Origin of the sequence: Cupriavidus sp. OV096, assembly GCF_900115455.1 — a bacterium.
In the GTDB taxonomy this organism is placed as follows: Bacteria; Pseudomonadota; Gammaproteobacteria; order Burkholderiales; family Burkholderiaceae; genus Cupriavidus.
In genome coordinates this window covers 93,999-112,121 of record NZ_FOWM01000006.1, presented here as the reverse complement: position 1 = coordinate 112,121, position 18,123 = coordinate 93,999, and the positions used below count along the sequence as shown (strand labels likewise).

Annotated in this window: 18 protein-coding genes; 15 read left to right on the top strand and 3 right to left on the bottom strand. The window is 65.9% G+C overall.

Annotated elements, in window-relative coordinates; genetic code table 11:
• Positions 1–20: 20 nt before the first annotated feature.
• On the bottom strand, positions 21–959 hold the full coding sequence (locus BM115_RS15340; protein ID WP_092295353.1) for a LysR family transcriptional regulator: 939 nt from the start codon (positions 957–959) through the stop codon (positions 21–23).
• A gap of 118 nt (positions 960–1,077) precedes the next feature.
• Here BM115_RS15340 and BM115_RS15335 point away from each other — a divergent pair, with 118 nt between their 5' ends.
• The 10 genes from BM115_RS15335 to BM115_RS15290 all read left to right on the top strand — a co-directional run bounded on the left by BM115_RS15335 (position 1,078) and on the right by BM115_RS15290 (position 11,731).
• On the top strand, positions 1,078–1,866 hold the full coding sequence (locus BM115_RS15335; RefSeq protein ID WP_092295350.1) for an HpcH/HpaI aldolase family protein: 789 nt from the start codon (positions 1,078–1,080) through the stop codon (positions 1,864–1,866).
• 260 nt (positions 1,867–2,126) lie between these two features.
• On the top strand, positions 2,127–3,116 hold the full coding sequence (locus tag BM115_RS15330) for a Bug family tripartite tricarboxylate transporter substrate binding protein (RefSeq protein WP_255370842.1): 990 nt from the start codon (positions 2,127–2,129) through the stop codon (positions 3,114–3,116).
• A 412-nt stretch (positions 3,117–3,528) separates the two neighbouring features.
• Positions 3,529–4,704: a branched-chain amino acid ABC transporter substrate-binding protein gene (locus BM115_RS15325; RefSeq protein ID WP_092295347.1), complete on the top strand. Its 1,176-nt coding sequence runs from the start codon at positions 3,529–3,531 to the stop codon at positions 4,702–4,704.
• Positions 4,705–4,790: 86 nt separating this feature from the next.
• Complete coding sequence (locus BM115_RS15320) at positions 4,791–5,720, top strand: branched-chain amino acid ABC transporter permease (RefSeq protein WP_092295344.1); 930 nt, start codon at positions 4,791–4,793, stop codon at positions 5,718–5,720.
• Complete coding sequence (locus BM115_RS15315; RefSeq protein WP_177219933.1) at positions 5,707–6,915, top strand: branched-chain amino acid ABC transporter permease; 1,209 nt, start codon at positions 5,707–5,709, stop codon at positions 6,913–6,915. Before BM115_RS15320 ends, BM115_RS15315 begins: the two co-directional genes overlap by 14 nt.
• Positions 6,912–7,694: an ABC transporter ATP-binding protein gene (locus BM115_RS15310; RefSeq protein ID WP_092295341.1), complete on the top strand. Its 783-nt coding sequence runs from the start codon at positions 6,912–6,914 to the stop codon at positions 7,692–7,694. Before BM115_RS15315 ends, BM115_RS15310 begins: the two co-directional genes overlap by 4 nt.
• The gene (locus BM115_RS15305; protein WP_092295338.1) at positions 7,691–8,404 is read left to right on the top strand and encodes an ABC transporter ATP-binding protein; all 714 of its coding nucleotides are present in this window, start codon (positions 7,691–7,693) and stop codon (positions 8,402–8,404) included. Before BM115_RS15310 ends, BM115_RS15305 begins: the two co-directional genes overlap by 4 nt.
• Positions 8,405–8,436: 32 nt before the next feature.
• Complete coding sequence (locus BM115_RS15300) at positions 8,437–9,738, top strand: amidase (protein WP_092295335.1); 1,302 nt, start codon at positions 8,437–8,439, stop codon at positions 9,736–9,738.
• Between the two features lie 12 nt (positions 9,739–9,750).
• Entirely contained in the window at positions 9,751–11,085 is a 1,335-nt protein-coding gene (locus BM115_RS15295) for a M20 family metallo-hydrolase (RefSeq protein WP_092295332.1), read from the top strand.
• Positions 11,086–11,137: 52 nt separating this feature from the next.
• Complete coding sequence (locus tag BM115_RS15290) at positions 11,138–11,731, top strand: helix-turn-helix domain-containing protein (RefSeq protein ID WP_092295329.1); 594 nt, start codon at positions 11,138–11,140, stop codon at positions 11,729–11,731.
• A gap of 4 nt (positions 11,732–11,735) precedes the next feature.
• Here BM115_RS15290 and BM115_RS15285 read toward each other — a convergent pair whose 3' ends face one another.
• Positions 11,736–12,506, bottom strand: a complete 771-nt coding sequence (locus BM115_RS15285) for an IclR family transcriptional regulator (protein WP_092295326.1) — start codon at positions 12,504–12,506, stop codon at positions 11,736–11,738.
• A 96-nt stretch (positions 12,507–12,602) separates the two neighbouring features.
• Here BM115_RS15285 and BM115_RS15280 point away from each other — a divergent pair, with 96 nt between their 5' ends.
• The 5 genes from BM115_RS15280 (at position 12,603) to BM115_RS15260 (ending at position 17,289) form a co-directional block, all read left to right on the top strand.
• Positions 12,603–13,580, top strand: a complete 978-nt coding sequence (locus BM115_RS15280) for a Bug family tripartite tricarboxylate transporter substrate binding protein (protein WP_092295323.1) — start codon at positions 12,603–12,605, stop codon at positions 13,578–13,580.
• A gap of 39 nt (positions 13,581–13,619) precedes the next feature.
• Positions 13,620–14,303: an RraA family protein gene (locus tag BM115_RS15275; RefSeq protein ID WP_092295320.1), complete on the top strand. Its 684-nt coding sequence runs from the start codon at positions 13,620–13,622 to the stop codon at positions 14,301–14,303.
• A complete protein-coding gene (locus tag BM115_RS15270; RefSeq protein ID WP_092295318.1) occupies positions 14,300–15,247 on the top strand; it encodes an NAD(P)-dependent oxidoreductase in 948 nt (315 codons plus the stop codon). Before BM115_RS15275 ends, BM115_RS15270 begins: the two co-directional genes overlap by 4 nt.
• An 85-nt stretch (positions 15,248–15,332) precedes the next feature.
• Positions 15,333–16,316, top strand: coding sequence for a Bug family tripartite tricarboxylate transporter substrate binding protein (locus BM115_RS15265; RefSeq protein WP_255370841.1), 984 nt, complete (start codon positions 15,333–15,335; stop codon positions 16,314–16,316).
• 40 nt (positions 16,317–16,356) lie between these two features.
• The gene (locus BM115_RS15260) at positions 16,357–17,289 is read left to right on the top strand and encodes an SMP-30/gluconolactonase/LRE family protein (RefSeq protein WP_092295315.1); all 933 of its coding nucleotides are present in this window, start codon (positions 16,357–16,359) and stop codon (positions 17,287–17,289) included.
• Here the strand turns inward: BM115_RS15260 and BM115_RS15255 are convergent.
• Entirely contained in the window at positions 17,266–18,036 is a 771-nt protein-coding gene (locus BM115_RS15255; RefSeq protein ID WP_092295312.1) for an AraC family transcriptional regulator, read from the bottom strand. The two genes, BM115_RS15260 and BM115_RS15255, sit on opposite strands and share 24 nt — an antisense overlap.
• Between the last annotated feature and the right edge of the window lie 87 nt (positions 18,037–18,123).

Here is an 18,123-nt window from a genome sequence, read left to right as displayed (position 1 = left end):
GGCACAGAAGGGATGCCGGCTCATGTCTGACCGGAGAAGCACCGCTGGTCAACCGTGTAACCGGCTGCGATCTCCACCGCCTGTTCGACGAACGGCAAGGTCAGCGGATTGCCGATTTCCTTGTGGAAGGCGATCCACAGTTCAAGGGTTGGTACGTCCCGATTGGCGATCCGTCGATACACCACGCCCTTGACCGGCTGCGCGGCGGCCGAGGCGGGCACCAGGGACACCGCCACGCCGGCTGCCACCATCGCCATCATGGCGTGGTGACGCGCCCCGTCGTGCATGCACGACGGTACGACGTTGTGCTCCGCCAGCCAGGTCATCATCAGGTCGTGCGCATACTGGCCGTGACGCCGTTCGAGCGTGGCAAGGCTTTGGCCATCGAGGTCACGCGCATTGACGCTGGATTTTCCGGCCAGCGGATGGTTCCCGGGGGCGGCCAGGACATAAGGCTCCGACATCAGGCGGCGCGCCTGCAGACGGGAATCGGTGACAGGCGGCCGCAGGATCGCCACATCGAGTTCGTTTCCCAGAAGGGACTGGATCATCGCTTCGGAGCTGGTCTCGCGCAGCGAGTACAGGACGCCGGGCACATGCGCCGAAAATTGCCGCAGGATGTCCGGCACCAGTTCGATGGCGGAGATCGCGGTCAGGCCGATGCCGAGGTGTCCGACGTTCTCCCCGCGATCCGCCTGGGTCACCATTTGCCGCGCGCGGTGCTCGATGTCGAACAGCTTTTCCGCCTCCGCCCGCAGGACCTGGCCTGCCGGCGTCAGTCGCACGCTGCGCTTGTTGCGCTCGAACAGCTGGGCGCCGATCTGCGCCTCCAACTGCTTGATCTGCAGGCTGAGGGGCGGCTGGGTCATATTCAGCCGCCGCGCCGCGCGCGTGAAATTGAGCTCGTCAGCCAGCACGAGAAACGAGGTCAATACGCGGAGTTCGAGGGGCGTGTACATATACAGGATTTGTATAAGTCAGATACAGAAGTAATATTGGAAATATAACTCGCGAGTACGCAGAATGTCTTCACCCAGTCCCCATCAAGGGGGCGAGACCAGAACAACTGCGCGAGACATGATCATCCAACACCCCCTCGACGACCGCCTCCCGGCGCTGCTGCGCAGCGGCGAGCCCCTCCGCGGCATCTTCACCGCCTTGCCCAGCCCGGCCATCGTGGAGATGTGCGCCTACGCGGGCTTCACCTTCGTCATCATCGACAACGAGCATGGCGCGGCCGGTTTCGAAACGACCGAGCACATGCTGCGCGCGGCGCGTGCCAGCGGGATCATTCCTGTTGTGCGCTGCTTCCCCGGCGATATGGCGCGGGTACTGGACATGGGGGCGAGCGGCGTCCAGGTGCCCATGATCGAGACCGCCGATGCGGCGCGCGACCTCGTGCAGCGCGTCCGTTACCCCGCCATCGGCCGGCGCGGCAGCGCCTTCAGCAGTCGCGCGGCCGGCTATGGCGCCTTTCCCGGCGCTCCGCACACCACGCGCAGCAACGAGGGCGTGGCGCTGATCGCCATGATCGAGACGCCCGAGGGCGTGGCCAACGCCGCGGAAATTGCGGCAGTCGAGGGAATCGACGCAGTGTTTGTTGGCCCCAACGACCTGTCGCACGCAATGGGCTTCGGCAACGACTGGAAGGCGCCGGCCGTGGCAGCGGCGATCGAGCAAGCGCTGCGTGCCATCGATGGTCAGGGCAAGTGCGCGGGCATCATCGCGCTGGGCGCCGACGACGAGCAGCGCTACGGCCAGTTTGGTGCGCGCTATTTCGCCACGGTCGCCACCACGCTGATCACGCAGGCGTTCCGGCAGGCGGCGCAGCCTCCCGACATGCCGGCGCCGACGCTGCGTTACTAGTTCGGCCCGGCACCGGGCCAGTCAGTGGCTCGCCATTCCCCATTCACGACGACATTCGCGTGCGCCGCTACGGCAAGCCGCGCCAGGCAGCATGAGCGCACGCCGGGGCGGGCCGGTCGATTTCGGCGGCAGCGTAGTGCTGGTGACGGGCGCAACGGGCGGCCTGGGTCCGCCATCTGCCACGCGTTTGCGGGAGCGGGCGCGTCGGTGGCGGCAGCTCTATTGAGGCGGGGCCTCCCTACAAGAACTGGAGACAAAACATGAGATTCATGAATCGCTGCGCACTGCGCGTTGCCCTGGCAATGGGAGGGCTCTCGCTGGTCATGGCCACGCCGGGCGTGTGGGCCGATACCTGGCCGAGCAAGCCAATCAAGTATGTGGTGCCGTTCTCGCCGGGCGGGGTGTCGGATGCCACTGCCCGCATCGTCGCCGAAGGCCTGTCGCAGCGATTGGGACAGCCAGTCGTCATCGATAACAAGCCAGGCGTATCGGGCATCCTGGGGACGCAGTTTGTGGCCCGTGCCGAGCCTGATGGTTACACCATCATGGGCGGCACCATTACCACGCACGCGGTCAATCCCTTCTTCTACAAGAAGCTTGGCTATGACCCGGTCAAGGACTTCGTGGCGGTGAATCTTGTGGGCACGGTCAGCAACGTGCTGGTGGTGTCGAACGACAGCCAATACCAGTCGGTCGGCCAGATCGTCGCGGCCTTGAAGGCCAAGCCTGGTGCGTTGACGTTCGGCACGGCGGGACCGGGCAGCTCGCAGCAGTTGTCGGGCCAGTTATTCCAGAACATTACGGGTACGCGCCTGCAGCAGATCTCCTACAAGGGCGGCGCAGCGGCGATGACGGACCTGATAGGCGGCCAGATCGACATGGTGTTCGAGACGGTTGCCGCCGCCAAGCCCATGCTCGACGGCAAGCGCGTGCGCGCGATCGGCGTGACGTCGGCGCACCCGCTGCCGAGCCTGCCCGGGGTGCGGCCGTTGGCGGAGCTGGGTCTGAAGGGCTTCGAGATGCAGTCATGGCAGGGCATTTTCGCGCCAGCGGGCACGCCGAAGCCGATTGTCGATCGCCTCGCCACCGAGATCGCGGCTGTCGTCGCGACGCCGGCCGTGCAACAGCGCTTGCGCGCGCTCGGCGTGGAGCCGGAGGGAAAGCCGTCCGCTGCCTTCGCCGCGTTTCAGCGCTCGGAAGTCGCAAAGTGGGGCAAGATCATCCAAGCCGCCGGGGTGGTACCAGAATGAGCGAGACAGCACCTGCTTCCTGCTTTACGCCCCCGAGTACTTCAACGCCTTGCGCAGCGTCGATAATGACGACCCTGAAAAGGGCGTTGCGAGCCTCCGCGGACATCCATTGACGTGTGGCGGGCTGCCCCCCCCCGCCCATGCACCGAAAACGCAGGTCATGCACCGAAATGTCCTCGCGTTAACCCTGTCCTGGCGCCGCCGCGCGGCATATCCCCCCTCATTCCCCCCAAAAGTCCTACGGGTTATTGCCCGTTGCCCCATGGCACGCCTGTTGCATAGGATTCAAGTGACTTGAATTTGGTGCAGAGGACTTTCCTCGATGTGTTCCGGCGTATGGTCGGCGCCTTGCACCCGTTCGGTCAGGCGCCGGGCCTGCCGCCCGTTGGACATGTCTATATAGGGGAACAGAGTGCTGAAGAAGAAAACTGCGGCCGCCGCCGCGATTGCCGCCGCTGCCACGGGAGTGGTGCTGATGTCCGCGCCGGCGCAGGCAAAGGACGTCGTCAAGATCGCCTTTGTGGGCCCGCTGACCGGTGGCGTGTCGTCGATCGGCTTGGGCGGGCGCAATTCCGCTGACCTGGCCATCCGCCTGCGCAACGCCGATCCCATGGCCAAATACACCTACGAACTGGTCGTCCAGGATGACGAATGCCGGCCCAACGTGGGCGTGCAGGTGGCCACCAAGATCGCCGCGGACAAGTCGATCGTCGGCGGCGTGACGCACTTCTGCTCGGCCGTGGCCATGGGCACCGTGGGTGTCTATAACCGCTTTGGCATGCCGGCGGTCGTCTGGGGCGCGGTGCTCCCCGAAGTCACGTACGGCAACAACTTCAAGGAGATCCATCGCGTCAACGGCACGATGATCAACCAAAGTGAAGTGGCGGCCAAGTTCATGACCGGCCTGGGCTACAAGAAGTGGGCGATCATTCACGACACCACCGATTACGGCAAGGGTCACAACAAATACTTCAGTGAATTCCTGAAGAAGGACGGCGGCACCATCGTCGGCACCTTCGGCGTGACCGCCGACCAGCAGGATTTCACGACCGAACTGACCAAGATCCGCGAACTGAAGCCGGACGTGGTCTATTTCGGTGGCCTGACGCCGCTCGGCGTCCGCATCCGCACCCAGATGGAGAAGCTGGGCATCAAGGCCCAGTTCGAAGGCACGTCAGGCATCAAGTCCGATGCCTATATCGAAGGCGTGGGCAAGCCCCTGTCCGAAGGCTCGCTGGCCTTTATCGAAGGGGCGCCGGTCGAGAAGCTGGCCGGCGGCCAGTTGTTCATGGAGCGCTATACGCAGCAGAAGTACGGCGAGCCGCCTGAAGCCTATGGTCCGTTCGCCTTTGTCGCTGCCAACCTGATCATGGATGCCGTCGAGAAGGTCGGCCCGGATCGCAAGAAGGTCCGCGACGTGCTGAACGGTACGAAGGACGTCGACACCATTATCGGCAAGGTCACCTTCGATGAGCACGGCCAGAACGTGGTGCCGCTGATCACCAAGTACGTCGTCGAGGACGGCAAGTGGGTGATCTGGGAAGACAGCGCCTACGCCAAGGGCAAGAAGAAGCTGGCCGGACTGTAAGCGTGGCGCCTGAGCCGGGCCCGCGCCGTCTGCGGACCCGGCCTGGCACTGCTGGACGGTCTATTCAGGCCATTCTGGGGATACCGATGAGTGTATTGGGACAGTACGTCTTCAACGGGCTGATGCTCGGCATGATCTACGCCATGGTGGCGGTCGGCTTCACGCTGTTCTTTGGCGTGCTGGACGTCATCAAGTTTTCTCACGGCGATGTGCTGATGGTGGGCGCCTTCGCAGGGCTTGCCGCATCGGCCGGCGTGTTGGCGCTGCATGTGGATTCGCCGTGGCTGCAATTGCTGGCCATCGTGGTGTGCGCGATTGTCGTGACCGGCTTGCTGGGCGCCGTGATCGCCCGCTTCCTGATCCTGCCCTTGCGCAAGGCGCCGCCGCTGAACACCCTGCTGGCCACCTTGATGCTGGGTACGGTGCTGCGCGAAGCCGTGCGCCTGTTCTATCCGGATGGATCGAACCCGAAGCCGTTTCCCGCGCTGCTGCCCACCACGGAGCTGTCGCTCGGCGCGTTGACGCTTCGCGCCGATAACCTGATCTTGCTGGCGGCAGGTGTCGCCATCATCATCGGCGTCCATCTGTTGATCACGCGCACGCGTTTTGGCATGGCCATCCGCGCCGTGGCACAGGACGGCGAGACGGCGCGCCTGATGGGCATCAACTTCGAAGTGGTGGTGCTGGTCACGTTTGCGCTGGGCTCGGCCATGGCCGCGCTGGCCGGCGTGATGAACGGCCTCTATTACAACGAGATCAACTTCAACGTCGGGCTGCTCCTCGGCGTGATCGGCTTCGCAGCCGCCATCCTGGGTGGACTGGGCAACCTGTACGGCGCCATCCTCGGTGGCTTCCTGTTCGCGGCGCTCCAGGTGCTGGGCAGTGCGACGTTGCCGGCGCTGGTGCCCGATATCCCGAGCGCCTACAAGGATGTCTTTGCGTTCGCCGTGGTCATCGTGCTGATGGCCTTCAAGCCGACCGGACTTATTGCGGAGAAAGCCAGTGAACGTGTCTGACAACGTCTCGAATCCACTGCCCCCTGCCGTGGTTGGCGCCGGTGGCAAGCAGCGCAGCCCGGCCGTGGTGCTGGGCATCGCGGCCATCGTCATCGTGGCCTACCTCTATCTGTTCCTGCACGCGGAATCGCAGCTCTCCGTGGCCGCGCTGCTGGCACTGGCCGTCGCAGCGACGGTCATCGCAGGCAAGTTCAAGGTCACGCGGGCCGTGGAGCAGGCTGCCGCCCGGCGGCCCGGGCTGTCGCGGCTATGGTCGGTCGTGGGCACGCTCGTGCTGATCGTGCTGTTCCACGAAAGCCATTTTGTCTTGCTGATGCTGTGCGCGGTGCTGTTGTATACCACTGCCTGCCTGGGCCTGACGGTGCAGTTCGGTTTCTCCGGTGTATCCAACTTCGCCGGCGCGGCGTTCTTCGGCATTGGCGCGTACGCCACGGCGGTGCTGGCCGCGCATACGCCCATCCCGTCGATCCTTGTGATCGTGCTGTCCGGCATCGCGGCTGCGGTCATCGGCTCGCTGCTGATCGCGCCGGTGTTGCGGACGCGTGGCCACTACGCGGCGCTGGTGACCATCGCGTTCGGCATCCTGTTCAAGACCTTTCTCGAAGTCAACGATGTGCTGGGCGGTCCGCAGGGCCTGCAGGTGCCCGGCATGACGCTGTTCGGCTTCCAGTTCAACGAAGGCTTGACGCTGTTCGGCATCGACGTGTCGTTCTACGCCAGCTACGCACTGCTGAGCCTGGCGATCTGCGCAGGCACCTTTGCGGTGGTCAAGGCACTGGAGCGCTCGTGGGTGGGGCTGGCCATGGACGTGGTGCGTACCGATGAAACCGCCGCTGCGACCTTCGGCCTCCATATCGCGCGCTGGAAAGTCATCGCATTCATGCTCGGCAACTTCTTCGCGGGCGTGGCGGGCAGCGTCTACGGCATGGTCACGGCGTTCGTGGCACCGAACAACTTCACGTTCGCCGACTCGCTGCTGATGCTGTCGATCGTCATTCTGGGTGGTCTGGGCAATGTCGTCGGCCTGATCCCGGCCGCCATCATCGTGCTGGTGCTCCCGGAGAAGCTGCAGTTCATCCAGGAGTACCGCTTCCTGTTCTACGCGGCGCTGGTCATCGCCATCCTGCTGTTCCGTCCGGACGGGCTATTGCCGCGCAAGATCCGTCTGTTCTTCCCGACCCAGGACGCCAAATGAGCGACGCGATGATCGAGGTACGCAATCTCACGATGCGATTCGGCGGCCTGACTGCGCTGGACAATCTCCAGCTCGACATCCGCCGCGGGGAAGTGCTGGGCCTGCTGGGGCCGAATGGCTCCGGCAAGACCACGTTCTTCAACGTGCTCACGGGCCTCTACAAGGCCAGCGCGGGCACCATCACGTACAACGGCGAGAACGTCATCGGCAAGACGCCGCAGGACATCTATCGTAGCGGCGTGGCGCGGACGTTCCAGCGCTCCCGCCTGTCGCTGCCCCTGACCGTCTTCGACAATATCGTGATCGGCGACTACCAGCACATGCAGCACGGGCTGGTGTTCAACCTGTTTCGACGCAAGGCATTCCGGGCCGAGTATGAACGCTATGTGGAATCTGTGCGCGAACTGCTGGGCATCTTCAGCCCTCCGCTGGTCAGTCGGCTATTCGAGCCAGTCGAGTCGTTCACGATGATCGACCGTCGCCGGATCGAGGTCTGCCGCGCCCTGATGAGCCGGCCACGGCTGCTGCTGCTGGATGAACCTTCGGCAGGCATGACCCATGACGAAACCCATGAGCTGATGGACGACATCCTCCAGGTGCGAAGCAAGTTGCAGGACTTGTCCGTCGTGCTCATCGAGCACGAAATGAACGTGATCGAGCGCATCACCGATCGGTGCGTCGTGCTGAACTACGGCAAGAAGATCGCCGAAGGCACGTACGCCGAGATCACCGCCGATCCCGACGTGCAGACGGCCTATCTCGGGGAGGAAGCCGCATGAGCGATAACACGTTGCGCGTGGAGGGCCTGAGCACGGGCTATGACAAGGTCAACGTGCTGCATGACGTCTCCATCGAAGTGCCGCCCGGCAAGATCACCTGCATCCTCGGGGCGAACGGCGCGGGCAAGAGCACACTGATCCGGGCGATCCTGGGCCTGACGCCCGCGCGCAAAGGCCGCATCCTGTGGGATGGCGTGGACATCGCCGCGGAGAAGACGCACAACGTCATCGCGCGCGGCATTTCCTGCATACCGGAAGGGCGCAAGGTATTCCCGCGCATGACCGTTGCCGAGAACCTGGCACTGGGCGCCTTCCTGGAGGCCGATCCGGCCAAGGTGCGGGAGCGCATCGCACGCGTCTACGAGATATTCCCGCGCCTGCGCGAGCGGTCCGCACAGTTGGCCGGCACCATGTCGGGCGGCGAACAGGCCATGGTGTCGATCGGGCGCGGATTGATGGCGCAGCCGCGCCTGCTGGTCATCGATGAACCGTCGCTTGGCTTGTCGCCGCTGTACGTGAAGGAGAACTTCAAGGTCATACAGCAGATCAACGAGCTGGGCATGACCGTGCTGCTGGTCGAGCAGAACGCGCGCCAGACGCTGGCGATTGCGCACCAGGGCTATGTGCTGACGCAGGGGCGCGTGGTGGCGCAAGGCTCGGCGCAGGCGTTGCGTGAGAATGACGAAGTGCGCGCCGCCTACTTTGGCTGAGTGCTGGCGGATCGATTCTGGAGACTGAAGCTTTGGACCAATATCTCGATCTTCCCGTGCGCGAACTGGTGGCGCGCATGGCCCGTCGCGAGCTGCGCGCGGAAACCGTCGTGCAGGCTGCGCTCGATCGCATCCGGGCGCAGGACGATGTCATCCATGCGTGGCAGCACGTTGGCGGTGAAGCGGCCATCGCGCAGGCGCGGCGTCTGGATGCCGGCACTGCGTCAGCGGCGCTGCACGGCGTACCGCTCGGCGTCAAGGATCTGATGGATACGGCGGATCTGCCGACGACATACGGATCGCCGATCTACGCGACGCATCGACCTGTGCTGGATGCCGCCGCCGTTGCACTGGCGCGAAGTGCTGGCGCGGTGGTGGTGGGCAAGACCGTGACCACGGAATTCGCGACATTCCAGCCGGGCCCCACGTGCAATCCACGCGCGCCCGTGAATGCCCCGCGCACGCCGGGTGGCTCGTCGAGTGGCTCTGCCGCCGCCGTGGCGGCTGGCATGGTGCCGCTGGCATTCGGCACGCAGACCGCAGGGTCGATCATTCGGCCTGCCGCCTACTGTGGCGTGATTGGCTACAAGCCCACCCACGCGACGTTGCCGCTGGCCGGTATCAAACCGTTGTCGCCCAGCCTGGATACGGTGGGTGTGCTGGCCCGGCGCGTGGACGACGCCGCGTTGTTTATCGGTACGCTGGCACGCGATGTCTCGATTACGGAGGCTTGTGCCCAGGCACCGACCCCGTTGCGCGTCGGCATCGTCCGCACGCCGCACTGGGAGCGCGCGGGTGCCGATGCGCGTGCCGCGCTGGAGACGGCGGTACGGACGCTGCAGGGCCTCGGCGCGTCGATTCAGGATGTCGAGTTGCCCGTCGCCTGCCATGGTCTCACCGAGGCCCAGATGGACATCATGGCCTTCGAAGCCGTCGCCGCGTTCGCACCGGAAGCGCGCGATCGGGCAGCGGATTTCAGCGCGGCCTTTGCCAGGCAGCTCGAAGTGGGGCGTGCGGTGACGGGCGAGCGCTTTCGCGCTGCGCTGGCGCTCGCGGAACAGGCGCGCATGTCGCTGGCAGTGTCGCTGGAAGGATTCGATGTGGTCCTGGCCCCCAGCGCAGAAGGCGAAGCGCCCGAGGGCCTCGCCGCTACCGGCGACCCGATTTTCTGCCGCATGTGGACGCTGCTCGGTACGCCTTGCGTCCATGTGCCGACCGGAACGGGCGCTGGCGGCATGCCTGTCGGCGTGACAGTGACCGCGCCACGCCACGCCGATGCGCGCGTACTGGCCGTGGCACATCGTTTATCTCAGGCGCTGGCTCTGGCGGCCTGACACCAGGAGAACATGTTGAATCGCTTGCATCAGCCCGCCGAGGCCATCGTGGATAACACCGTACAGGCCCTCGCCGAACGGGCACAGGACCATGTCGACGCCAATCGCCTGGCGGCATCGCTCACCGCCTTGGCGCAGTTCGGCGGTCGTGACGACGGCGGCGTGTCGCGCGAAACGCTGACAGCCATCGACCTCGCGTCGCGCCGCCACCTCGTCGATCAGGCGCGCGCGCTGGGCTGCCAGGTGAGCATCGACGATTGCGGAAACCTGTTCTTCCGGCGGGCTGGTAGCGAGGATCTGCCTCCCGTGCTGACCGGGAGCCATGCCGATACCCAGCCGGTGGGCGGCAAGTACGACGGGGCGTATGGCGTGCTGGCCGGCCTCGAAGTGATCGCGGCGCTCAACGCGGCGGGCATCGAAACGGTGCGACCCATCGAGGTGGTGTCGTGGACCAACGAGGAGGGCAGCCGCTTTGGGCCCGGCGCGATGGGCTCCAGCGCCTTCGTCGAGCCGGCGCGGCTGGCCGGCTATCGCGATGCCACCGACCAGACAGGCGTCCGGTTTGGCGATGCACTGGACGCGGCGCTGGCCGCCAGTCCTGACGTGGAGCGCGTGCCGATGGCGCGACCGATGTCCGCCTGCGTGGAACTCCATATCGAGCAGGGCCCCGTGCTGGAGGCTGCCGCCGTGCCGCTCGGGGTCGTCACGGGCATCCAGGCGGTGCGATGGTTCCGCGTGGAGTGCGCAGGCACCATGGCACACGCCGGCACCACGCCCATGGCCGTGCGGCGCGATGCGATGGCAGTGGCCGTCGCCATCGCGCAGGACCTCTACGCGCTGGCCCCACGCGAACCGGGGGCACCGGGCGCGCCGGAACTGCGCCTGACGCTTGGCCAATGGGCGGTGGTGCCGAATTCGGTCAACACCATCCCGGGCAAGGTGACATTCACGGTGGACATGCGCTGCCTGGATGATGCCGCCCTCGATCGCGCCGAGGCCGCGCTGCGGCTGGCCTGCACGCGTCATGCCCCGGCCTCCGACGTAGCGATCACGCGCTTCTTCCATCGTGGCCCGACGTACTTTCCCGAATCCATGCTGGCGTCCATTCAGCGCGCCTGCGGGCGGGCCAGCCAGCTTGCTGGCCGAGCGCCGCCGATGCGGCTCACGTCCGGCGCCTTTCACGATGCCATGTACGTGGCCGATCATTGCCCGACCGCGATGATCTTCGTGCCGAGCAAGGACGGGATCAGCCACAACGCGGCGGAGGACACCGATGTCACGGACCTGTTCCTGGGCGCGCAGGCGCTGGCGTACACTGTCGCCGAACTGGCCTGCCGCCGGCCGTGACCGACCCCCGGTGCGCGTGGCGGCCCCTTTGAATACCAACCAACCAGCCCGCATGGCAAAGACCGCGAGCCCGATCCCGCAAGAGCCGGTCGACAGCAAGTCGGCCACCCTGACGCTTGGTGTCAAGCTGCGCCACGCGCGGCTGGTGGCCGGCTATACCTTATTGCAACTGGCTAACAAGGCCGGTTGCTCCGAGAGCCTGATCTCGAAGGTCGAGCGTGGCCTGGCCACGCCGTCATTCACCACGCTCCACCGGCTGGCCGTGGCGCTCGACACCAATATCGGCGCGCTCACCAGCGAGGATGACGCGCACCAGTCGCCGATCCTCCGTCACGGCGAACGGCCCGTGATCCGTGTGGGTGGCGTGGCGCTCGAACGCGTGGTGCTGCCCAAGCGCGGCGGCCTGCTGCAGGCCAACATCCACATCGTCTGGCCCGGCGAAGCCAGTGACGGCCAGATCGAGCATCAGGGCGAGGAAGTCGGCTACGTGCTGGAAGGCAAGCTGGAGCTGATGCTGGGCGACGATATCTACCTGATCGGCCCGGGCGATGCGTTTACGTTCTCGAGCCAGGTGCCGCATGGCTACCGCAACGTCGGCGATGTCGTGGCGAAGGTGCTCTGGGTGAATTCGCCCGCGACGTTCTAGGCGATCACGGGTGCCACGTCGCCGGCTTGTCGACGGGCATGGCCGGCCGTTGGCTGCCCGCCATGGCGTACGAAAGCTTGTTCGCTGCATCGACGACCGTCTGCGCGAGTTCCAGCAGCCGGTCTTCCCCCAGACGCGCCGTCGGTCCCGAAATACACATCGATCCCAGCAGCCGCCAGTGCAGTCCGAATACGGGCGCCGAGACGCTCGATACCTCCGCTTCGCGCTCCCCAAGCGACAAATGGAAGCCACGGCGCCGGATCGTTTCATAGAGGTCGCCGGGCTCCCCTGAGAAGGCGAGGATCACCCGGCCGGGCGATCCACTGTCGAGGGGCAGGGCCGCGCCAATCCGGACATGGTGCCGGATCGCCTGCGGACCTTCCACACGCACCAGACAGGTCCGCTGTCTGCCTTCGCGAACATAGAACGACGCGCTTTCCCCGGTCTTGATGGTCAATTCGCGCAGCACCGGCTCCACCACGTCCTGCACGTTGAAGGTCGCCTGGTAGCACGCGCCCAGCCAGCCGGCCGCACGCCCAAGCCGCCAGCTCCCGTCTTCCTTCTGCACCAGATAGTTGTCCGCCGCCAGCGTGCGCGCCAGCCGCAGCACCGTGGTCTTGTGGATACCCGTCCTGCGGCTCAGTTCCGCCAGGGACAGCTGCGGATCGTTGACTCCGAAGGCCTCCAGCACGCGCAGCGCCCGCGTGACCGCGATGACGCCGCTCGCGGCCTCCTCAGTACCTGCGGGGCTGATTTCATCACTTTTTGGGTTCATGGCACGAAACGCGTTGCGTGGTACGAAACGACATTGTATGGCGTGAAACGTTCGACAACAATCCGTCTCACAACACAACGAGATTCGGAGACAGTCATGAGCGCGATTCGCCGCTGCATGTTCACCCTTGCCGTCACTTTGCTTGGCGCTGCCCACGTGGCGGCCGCCGCACCCGCCTATCCCTCCAAGCCGATTCGCGTCATCGTGCCGTTCCCGGCAGGCGGGGGCACCGACATCATCGCGCGGGAAGTGACCAACAAGGTTGCCATGTCGACGGGCTGGACCTTCGTGGTGGACAACAAGCCCGGCTCGGGCGGCAACCTGGGCGTGGACGCCGCAGCGAAGGCCCCCGCCGACGGCTACACCATCGTGCTGGGGCAGACCAGCAACCTTGCCATCAACCCCACACTGTTCAGCCATCTGCCTTATGACCCGGTCAAGGACCTGACGCCGATCAGCCTCGTGGCCAGCGCGCCGCTCGTCCTCGTGACGCCGGTCAGCTCACCCTACAAGACCCTGGCCGATGTCATCAAGGCCAGCAAGGCAAAGCCGGGCGCGCTCAATATCGCCTCGCCCGGCAATGGCACCGTCGCCCATCTCTCGGGCGAGTTGCTGCAGAAGACGGCCGGCATCAAGCTGATTCACGTGCCGTACAAGGGCGCCGCCCAGGCGGTGAACGACCTGATCGGCGGTCAGGTCGACCTGTATCTCTCGTCGGTGCCGACCCTGCTGGCCCATATCAAGAGCGGCAAGCTGCGCCCGCTGGCGGTCACCTCGGCGAAGCGCGTGGACGATCTGCCCCAGGTACCCACCATCGCCGAGTCCGGCTACGCCGGCTTCGAGGCCTCGACCTGGTTCGGTTTCGCCGCACCGGCCGCCACGCCGAAGGACATCGTCACGCGGCTGAATGCCGAGTTCAACAAGGCGCTCAAGTCGCCCGATCTGGCGAAGAAGCTGAACGACCAGGGTGCGCTGGTCCTTGGCGGCTCCCCCGAGGCGTTCGGCACGCAGATCCGTCAGGACATCGCCCGCTGGGCTTCGATCATCAAGGACTCCGGCACCAAGCTGGACTAATCCTCCTCTCCCTTTCCCCTTGCCTACCGGAGCCAAGCCATGAGCCTGCCCAATATCAACCAATCGTTTGAACGCGTATCGGCCGCCGTTGTCGCCAAGGCCGCGAAATTCCAGCCGGCGATTCTCGCCGACGTCGCGGGCCGCCGTGGCGCGCTGCATGGCCGCATCAAGGCCCTGCGCCCGAGTATGAAGCTCGCTGGTCCGGCCTTCACGGTCGAGGTTCGCCCCGGCGACAACCTGATGATCCACGCCGCGCTGGCGCTGGCCCAACCGGGCGACATCCTCGTCATCGATGGCAAGGGCGACCAGACTTCCGCGCTGATGGGCACCATCATGATGAACGCGGCACGCCAGCTCGGGCTGGCCGGCGTGGTCATCGACGGCGCCGTGCGCGACAGCATCGAACTGGAGGAAATGCAATTCCCCGTCTTCTCCGTGGGTACCAACCCGAACGGCCCGACCAAGGAAGTCGGCGGCCGCATCGGTCACCCGGTCTGCGTCGGGGGCGTGACGGTGTACCCGGGTGACTACGTCTGCGGCGATGCCGATGGCGTGGTGGTGGTCGAGCGGGACAAGATCGAGTCGCTGCTCGCCGCCGCAGAACACAAGGAAGCGGCCGAAGCCAAGCGGATCGCACAGATCAAGGAAGGCAATACCACGGCGCCGTGGCTGCTGGCCTCGCTGGTGACCGCCGGCGTGCTCAAGCAGGGAGAAACGCTGTGACGAGCCGGCCCGCCATCATCGTGACGGGGGCGGACCTGGCGCCCGAAGCCCTCGCCATCCTCCACGACTACACGATCGTCTTCGCCGGCAAGACCCCGCAACCCGCTGACCTGGTCGCCCTCGCGAAACAACAAGACCCGGTTGCCATCATCGTCCGCTACGGTAGCGTGACGGCCGAGGTCATGGATGCCGCCGCGTCACTGCGGGTGATCGCCAAGCACGGCAGCGGCACGGATACCATCGACAAGGTTGCCGCCGCAGCGCGGGGCGTGGAGGTGCTGGCGGCGGTCGGTGCCAATGCCGCCGCCGTGGCGGAGCATGCGCTGGCGCTGATGCTGGCCTGCGCCAAGTCGATCGTGCCGCTCGATGCGCGCATGCACGGCGGCCACTGGGACAAGGCCACGCACAAGAGTGTCGAACTGAGCGGGCGCACCGTGGGACTGGTTGGCCTGGGCACCATCGGGCTGCGCTTTGCGCGGATGTGCCACGCCATGGATATGCGCGTGATCGGCTTCGACCCGTTCGCCAGGAATCTGCCCGACTACGTGCGGCCGGTCGGACTCGAGGCGATCTGGGCCGAGTCCGACGTGATCTCGCTGCATTGCCCGCTGACGGACGACAATCGCAAGATGCTGGACGCCAACGTGCTCGCGCGCTGCAAGCGGGGCGTGATCGTCGTCAACACCGCGCGCGGCGGGCTGATCGACGAACCGGCCCTGCTGGCGGCGGTCCAGTCGGGGCAAGTGGCTGGGGCCGGGCTCGATAGCTTCGCCGTCGAGCCGATGGCCGCGCCGCATATTTTCCACGGGCAACCGGGCGTGATTCTGACGCCGCACATCGGCGGTGTGACGGGTGCGGCCTACGTCAACATGGGCGTGGCCGCGGCCAAGAACGTGCTGGGGGTACTGAACCGCGAGCGGGAGCCGGTACTGACGAAGGGCTAGCGGGAGGCCACCTCCGTCCGCGATACGCATGGCGACCCGGCCTGGAGCGGGGCGATCAAAAAGACACAGCAGTTTGGAGACACACATGACCACGCAACAACGCGGCGCCGGATGGCTGCCGCAACTGGTAATGGCGGCGCTCGCCGTCCTTTCGATGGGCGTGCACGCCGAGACCTGGCCGGCCAAGCCCGTCAAGATCGTCGTGCCCTATCCGCCGGGCGGCGCCGTTGATGCGGTCACGCGCAAGATGGCGCAGCGCCTGACCGAGCAGACCGGCCAGAGCTTCTTCGTCGAAAACAAGGCCGGGGCGACGGGCACCATCGGCGCGGTCCAGGTGGCGCGATCGGCGCCGGATGGCTACACGCTGTTGGCCAACGACACGACCTACGCGCTGCTGCCCCATATCTTCAAGAAGCTCCCGTTCGACTACGCCCAAGACCTGCAGCCGGTTTGCGCCTATGTATTCGCGCCGATGGGCGTGGTGGTCAAGGCGGACAGCAAGTTCAAGACGCTGAACGATCTGGTTGCCGCCGCGAAGGGGGCGGACAGCAAGATCTCCTATGGCTCGGGTGGCCCGGGGTCGACGCCCCATTTCGCCAGTGAGGCGCTCGGGCTGGCCGCCGGCGCGCACTTCATGCATGTGCCCTTCAAGGGCGCGGGCGAGGCGACCGTGGCGCTGCTGGGTGGCACCGTGGACTTCCAGATGGCCTCCATCTCGGGCGTGATCGGCCAAGTGCAAGGCAACAAGCTGCGCGTGCTCGCCGTGAGCGGCGACAAGCGCCTGCCGGCATTGCCCGGTGTGCCCACGTTCGCCGAGGCAGGCGTGCGCGGCTATGGCGTCACGAACTTCACGGGTCTTTGGGCGCCGAAGGGCACGCCGGCGGATGTCCTCGCTCGCCTGCAGAAGGAAGTCGCCACGGCGATGGCGACGCCCGACATGCGCACCTACGCCGAGAGCATCGGGGCCGATGCCGGCTATTGGGACGCCGGGGCCTTCCGCAAGGAGATGGGGGCGCGCACGGCGTTCTGGGGTAAGGTCGCCACTGCGACCGGCTTCGAGAAGCAGTGACCGGGCGGACACCCTGCGCAACCCTCTTCAGGTAATCGACATGTTCCTCCTCACCCCGCCAACGATCCGCCAGCCAGCGCGGTTCAGCAGCCTGCCGGAGCGCTATCGCAAACGTCGCCAGACTGATTGGTCCGACGCCAACCAGGGGGGACGGGCCATCGACTCGTTCCTCGAAGGTCCGGTCGTCGACGATGCGGGCAATGTCTACGTGACGGATATTCCCAACGGTCGCATCTTCCGGATCGACAACGGGGGAGAGTGGGAGGTGATCGCCGAGTGGGACGGCGAGCCCAACGGCATGAAGTTCATCGCTCCCGACCAACTGCTGGTCACGGACTACCGCAACGGACTGATGGTGGTGGAGACCCGCACGGGCGAGGTCCGGCCTTATCTGGCGCGCCGCAACACGGAAAGCTTCAAGGGCGTGAACGACCTGACGCTCGACTCGCAAGGCAACGTGTACTTCACGGACCAGGGCCAGACCGGCCTGCACGACCCCACCGGCCGGGTCTACCGGCTGACCCGCGAAGGCCGGCTGGACCTGCTGCTGTCCAACGTGCCGAGTCCCAATGGCATCGTCCTGTCTCCGGACGAACGTTTCCTGTTTGTGGCCGTGACGCGGGGGAACTGTGTGTGGCGGATGCCGCTGCTCGCAGACGGGAGTGTGTCCAAGACGGGGCAGTTCTTCACGTCCTATGGTCCCAGCGGACCCGACGGGCTCGCGATGGACCAGTCCGGACGCTTGCTGGTAGCCAACCCGGGGCTCGCCTACGTCTGGGTGCTGAATCACCGGGCGGAACCTGTCGAGGTGATTTGTGGCACCCCCGGCCACTCGTTGACCAACGTGGCGTTCGGCGGCCCGGCGCGCAAGACGCTTTACGTGACTGACTCCACCGCAGGCGAGATTCTCCGGGTCGAGATGGATGTGGCGGGCATGCGCTCGCCGCTGCTAGCGCCTGGCCTGCAGGAATGACGAGGGCGGCGCGCCCAGCGCCTTGCGGAACATCGTCGAGAACGCGCTCGGGCTGTCGTAGCCGAGATCGAGCGCCACCTCCGTAACGGGCGTGCCGGCCGACAGGCGCGACAGCGCGGCCAACAGGCACGCCTGCTGGCGCCATGCGCCGAACGACATCCCCGTTTGCTGTTGGAACAGGCGCGCGAACGTGCGCGGGCTGCAGTGGAGCTGCCGCGCCCAGTCATCGGCGGATGCGCCGATATCGGGGTGCGCCAGCAGTGCCGCGCAGAGCCTGGCGAGCGCCGGGTCGCGCGGCATCGGCGCAAACAGCGGCAAGGTCGGCGCGCGGTGCAGTTCGAACAGGATGAGCTGCATCAGCGCCCCGTCGCGGCTGTCCGCCGTGTAGTGCGCGGGCACGTCCGCCGAGGCCAGCAGCAAGGCATGCAGCAGCGGACTAACCACCAACACCTCGCAGCCCGCACCACTGCGCGGCGCCGACTCCGGCAGCACGTAGACGCTGCGCGTGCTGACCCCGTTCATGCGCACCCGATGCGGCTTCTGCGCCGGAATCCACACGCCCGTATAGGGCGGCACCACCCACGCGCCTTCCTCGGTGCCCACCTCCATCAATCCCGTCATGCCATACAGGAACTGGGCGCGGCGGTGGCTGTGCGTGTCGAGCAGCGTGCCGAAGGTGTAGTCGGTGCCGATGGCCAGTGCGGCACACGGGCTGGCATCGACGCTGTCGAGCGGAACATTGATCATCGGGACACGAGAGACGTTGGCAGGATCTCGAAGATTATTGTCCAAACATCGCAAGTTTGCCAGCCGCATCCGCCGTATCGTGATCAT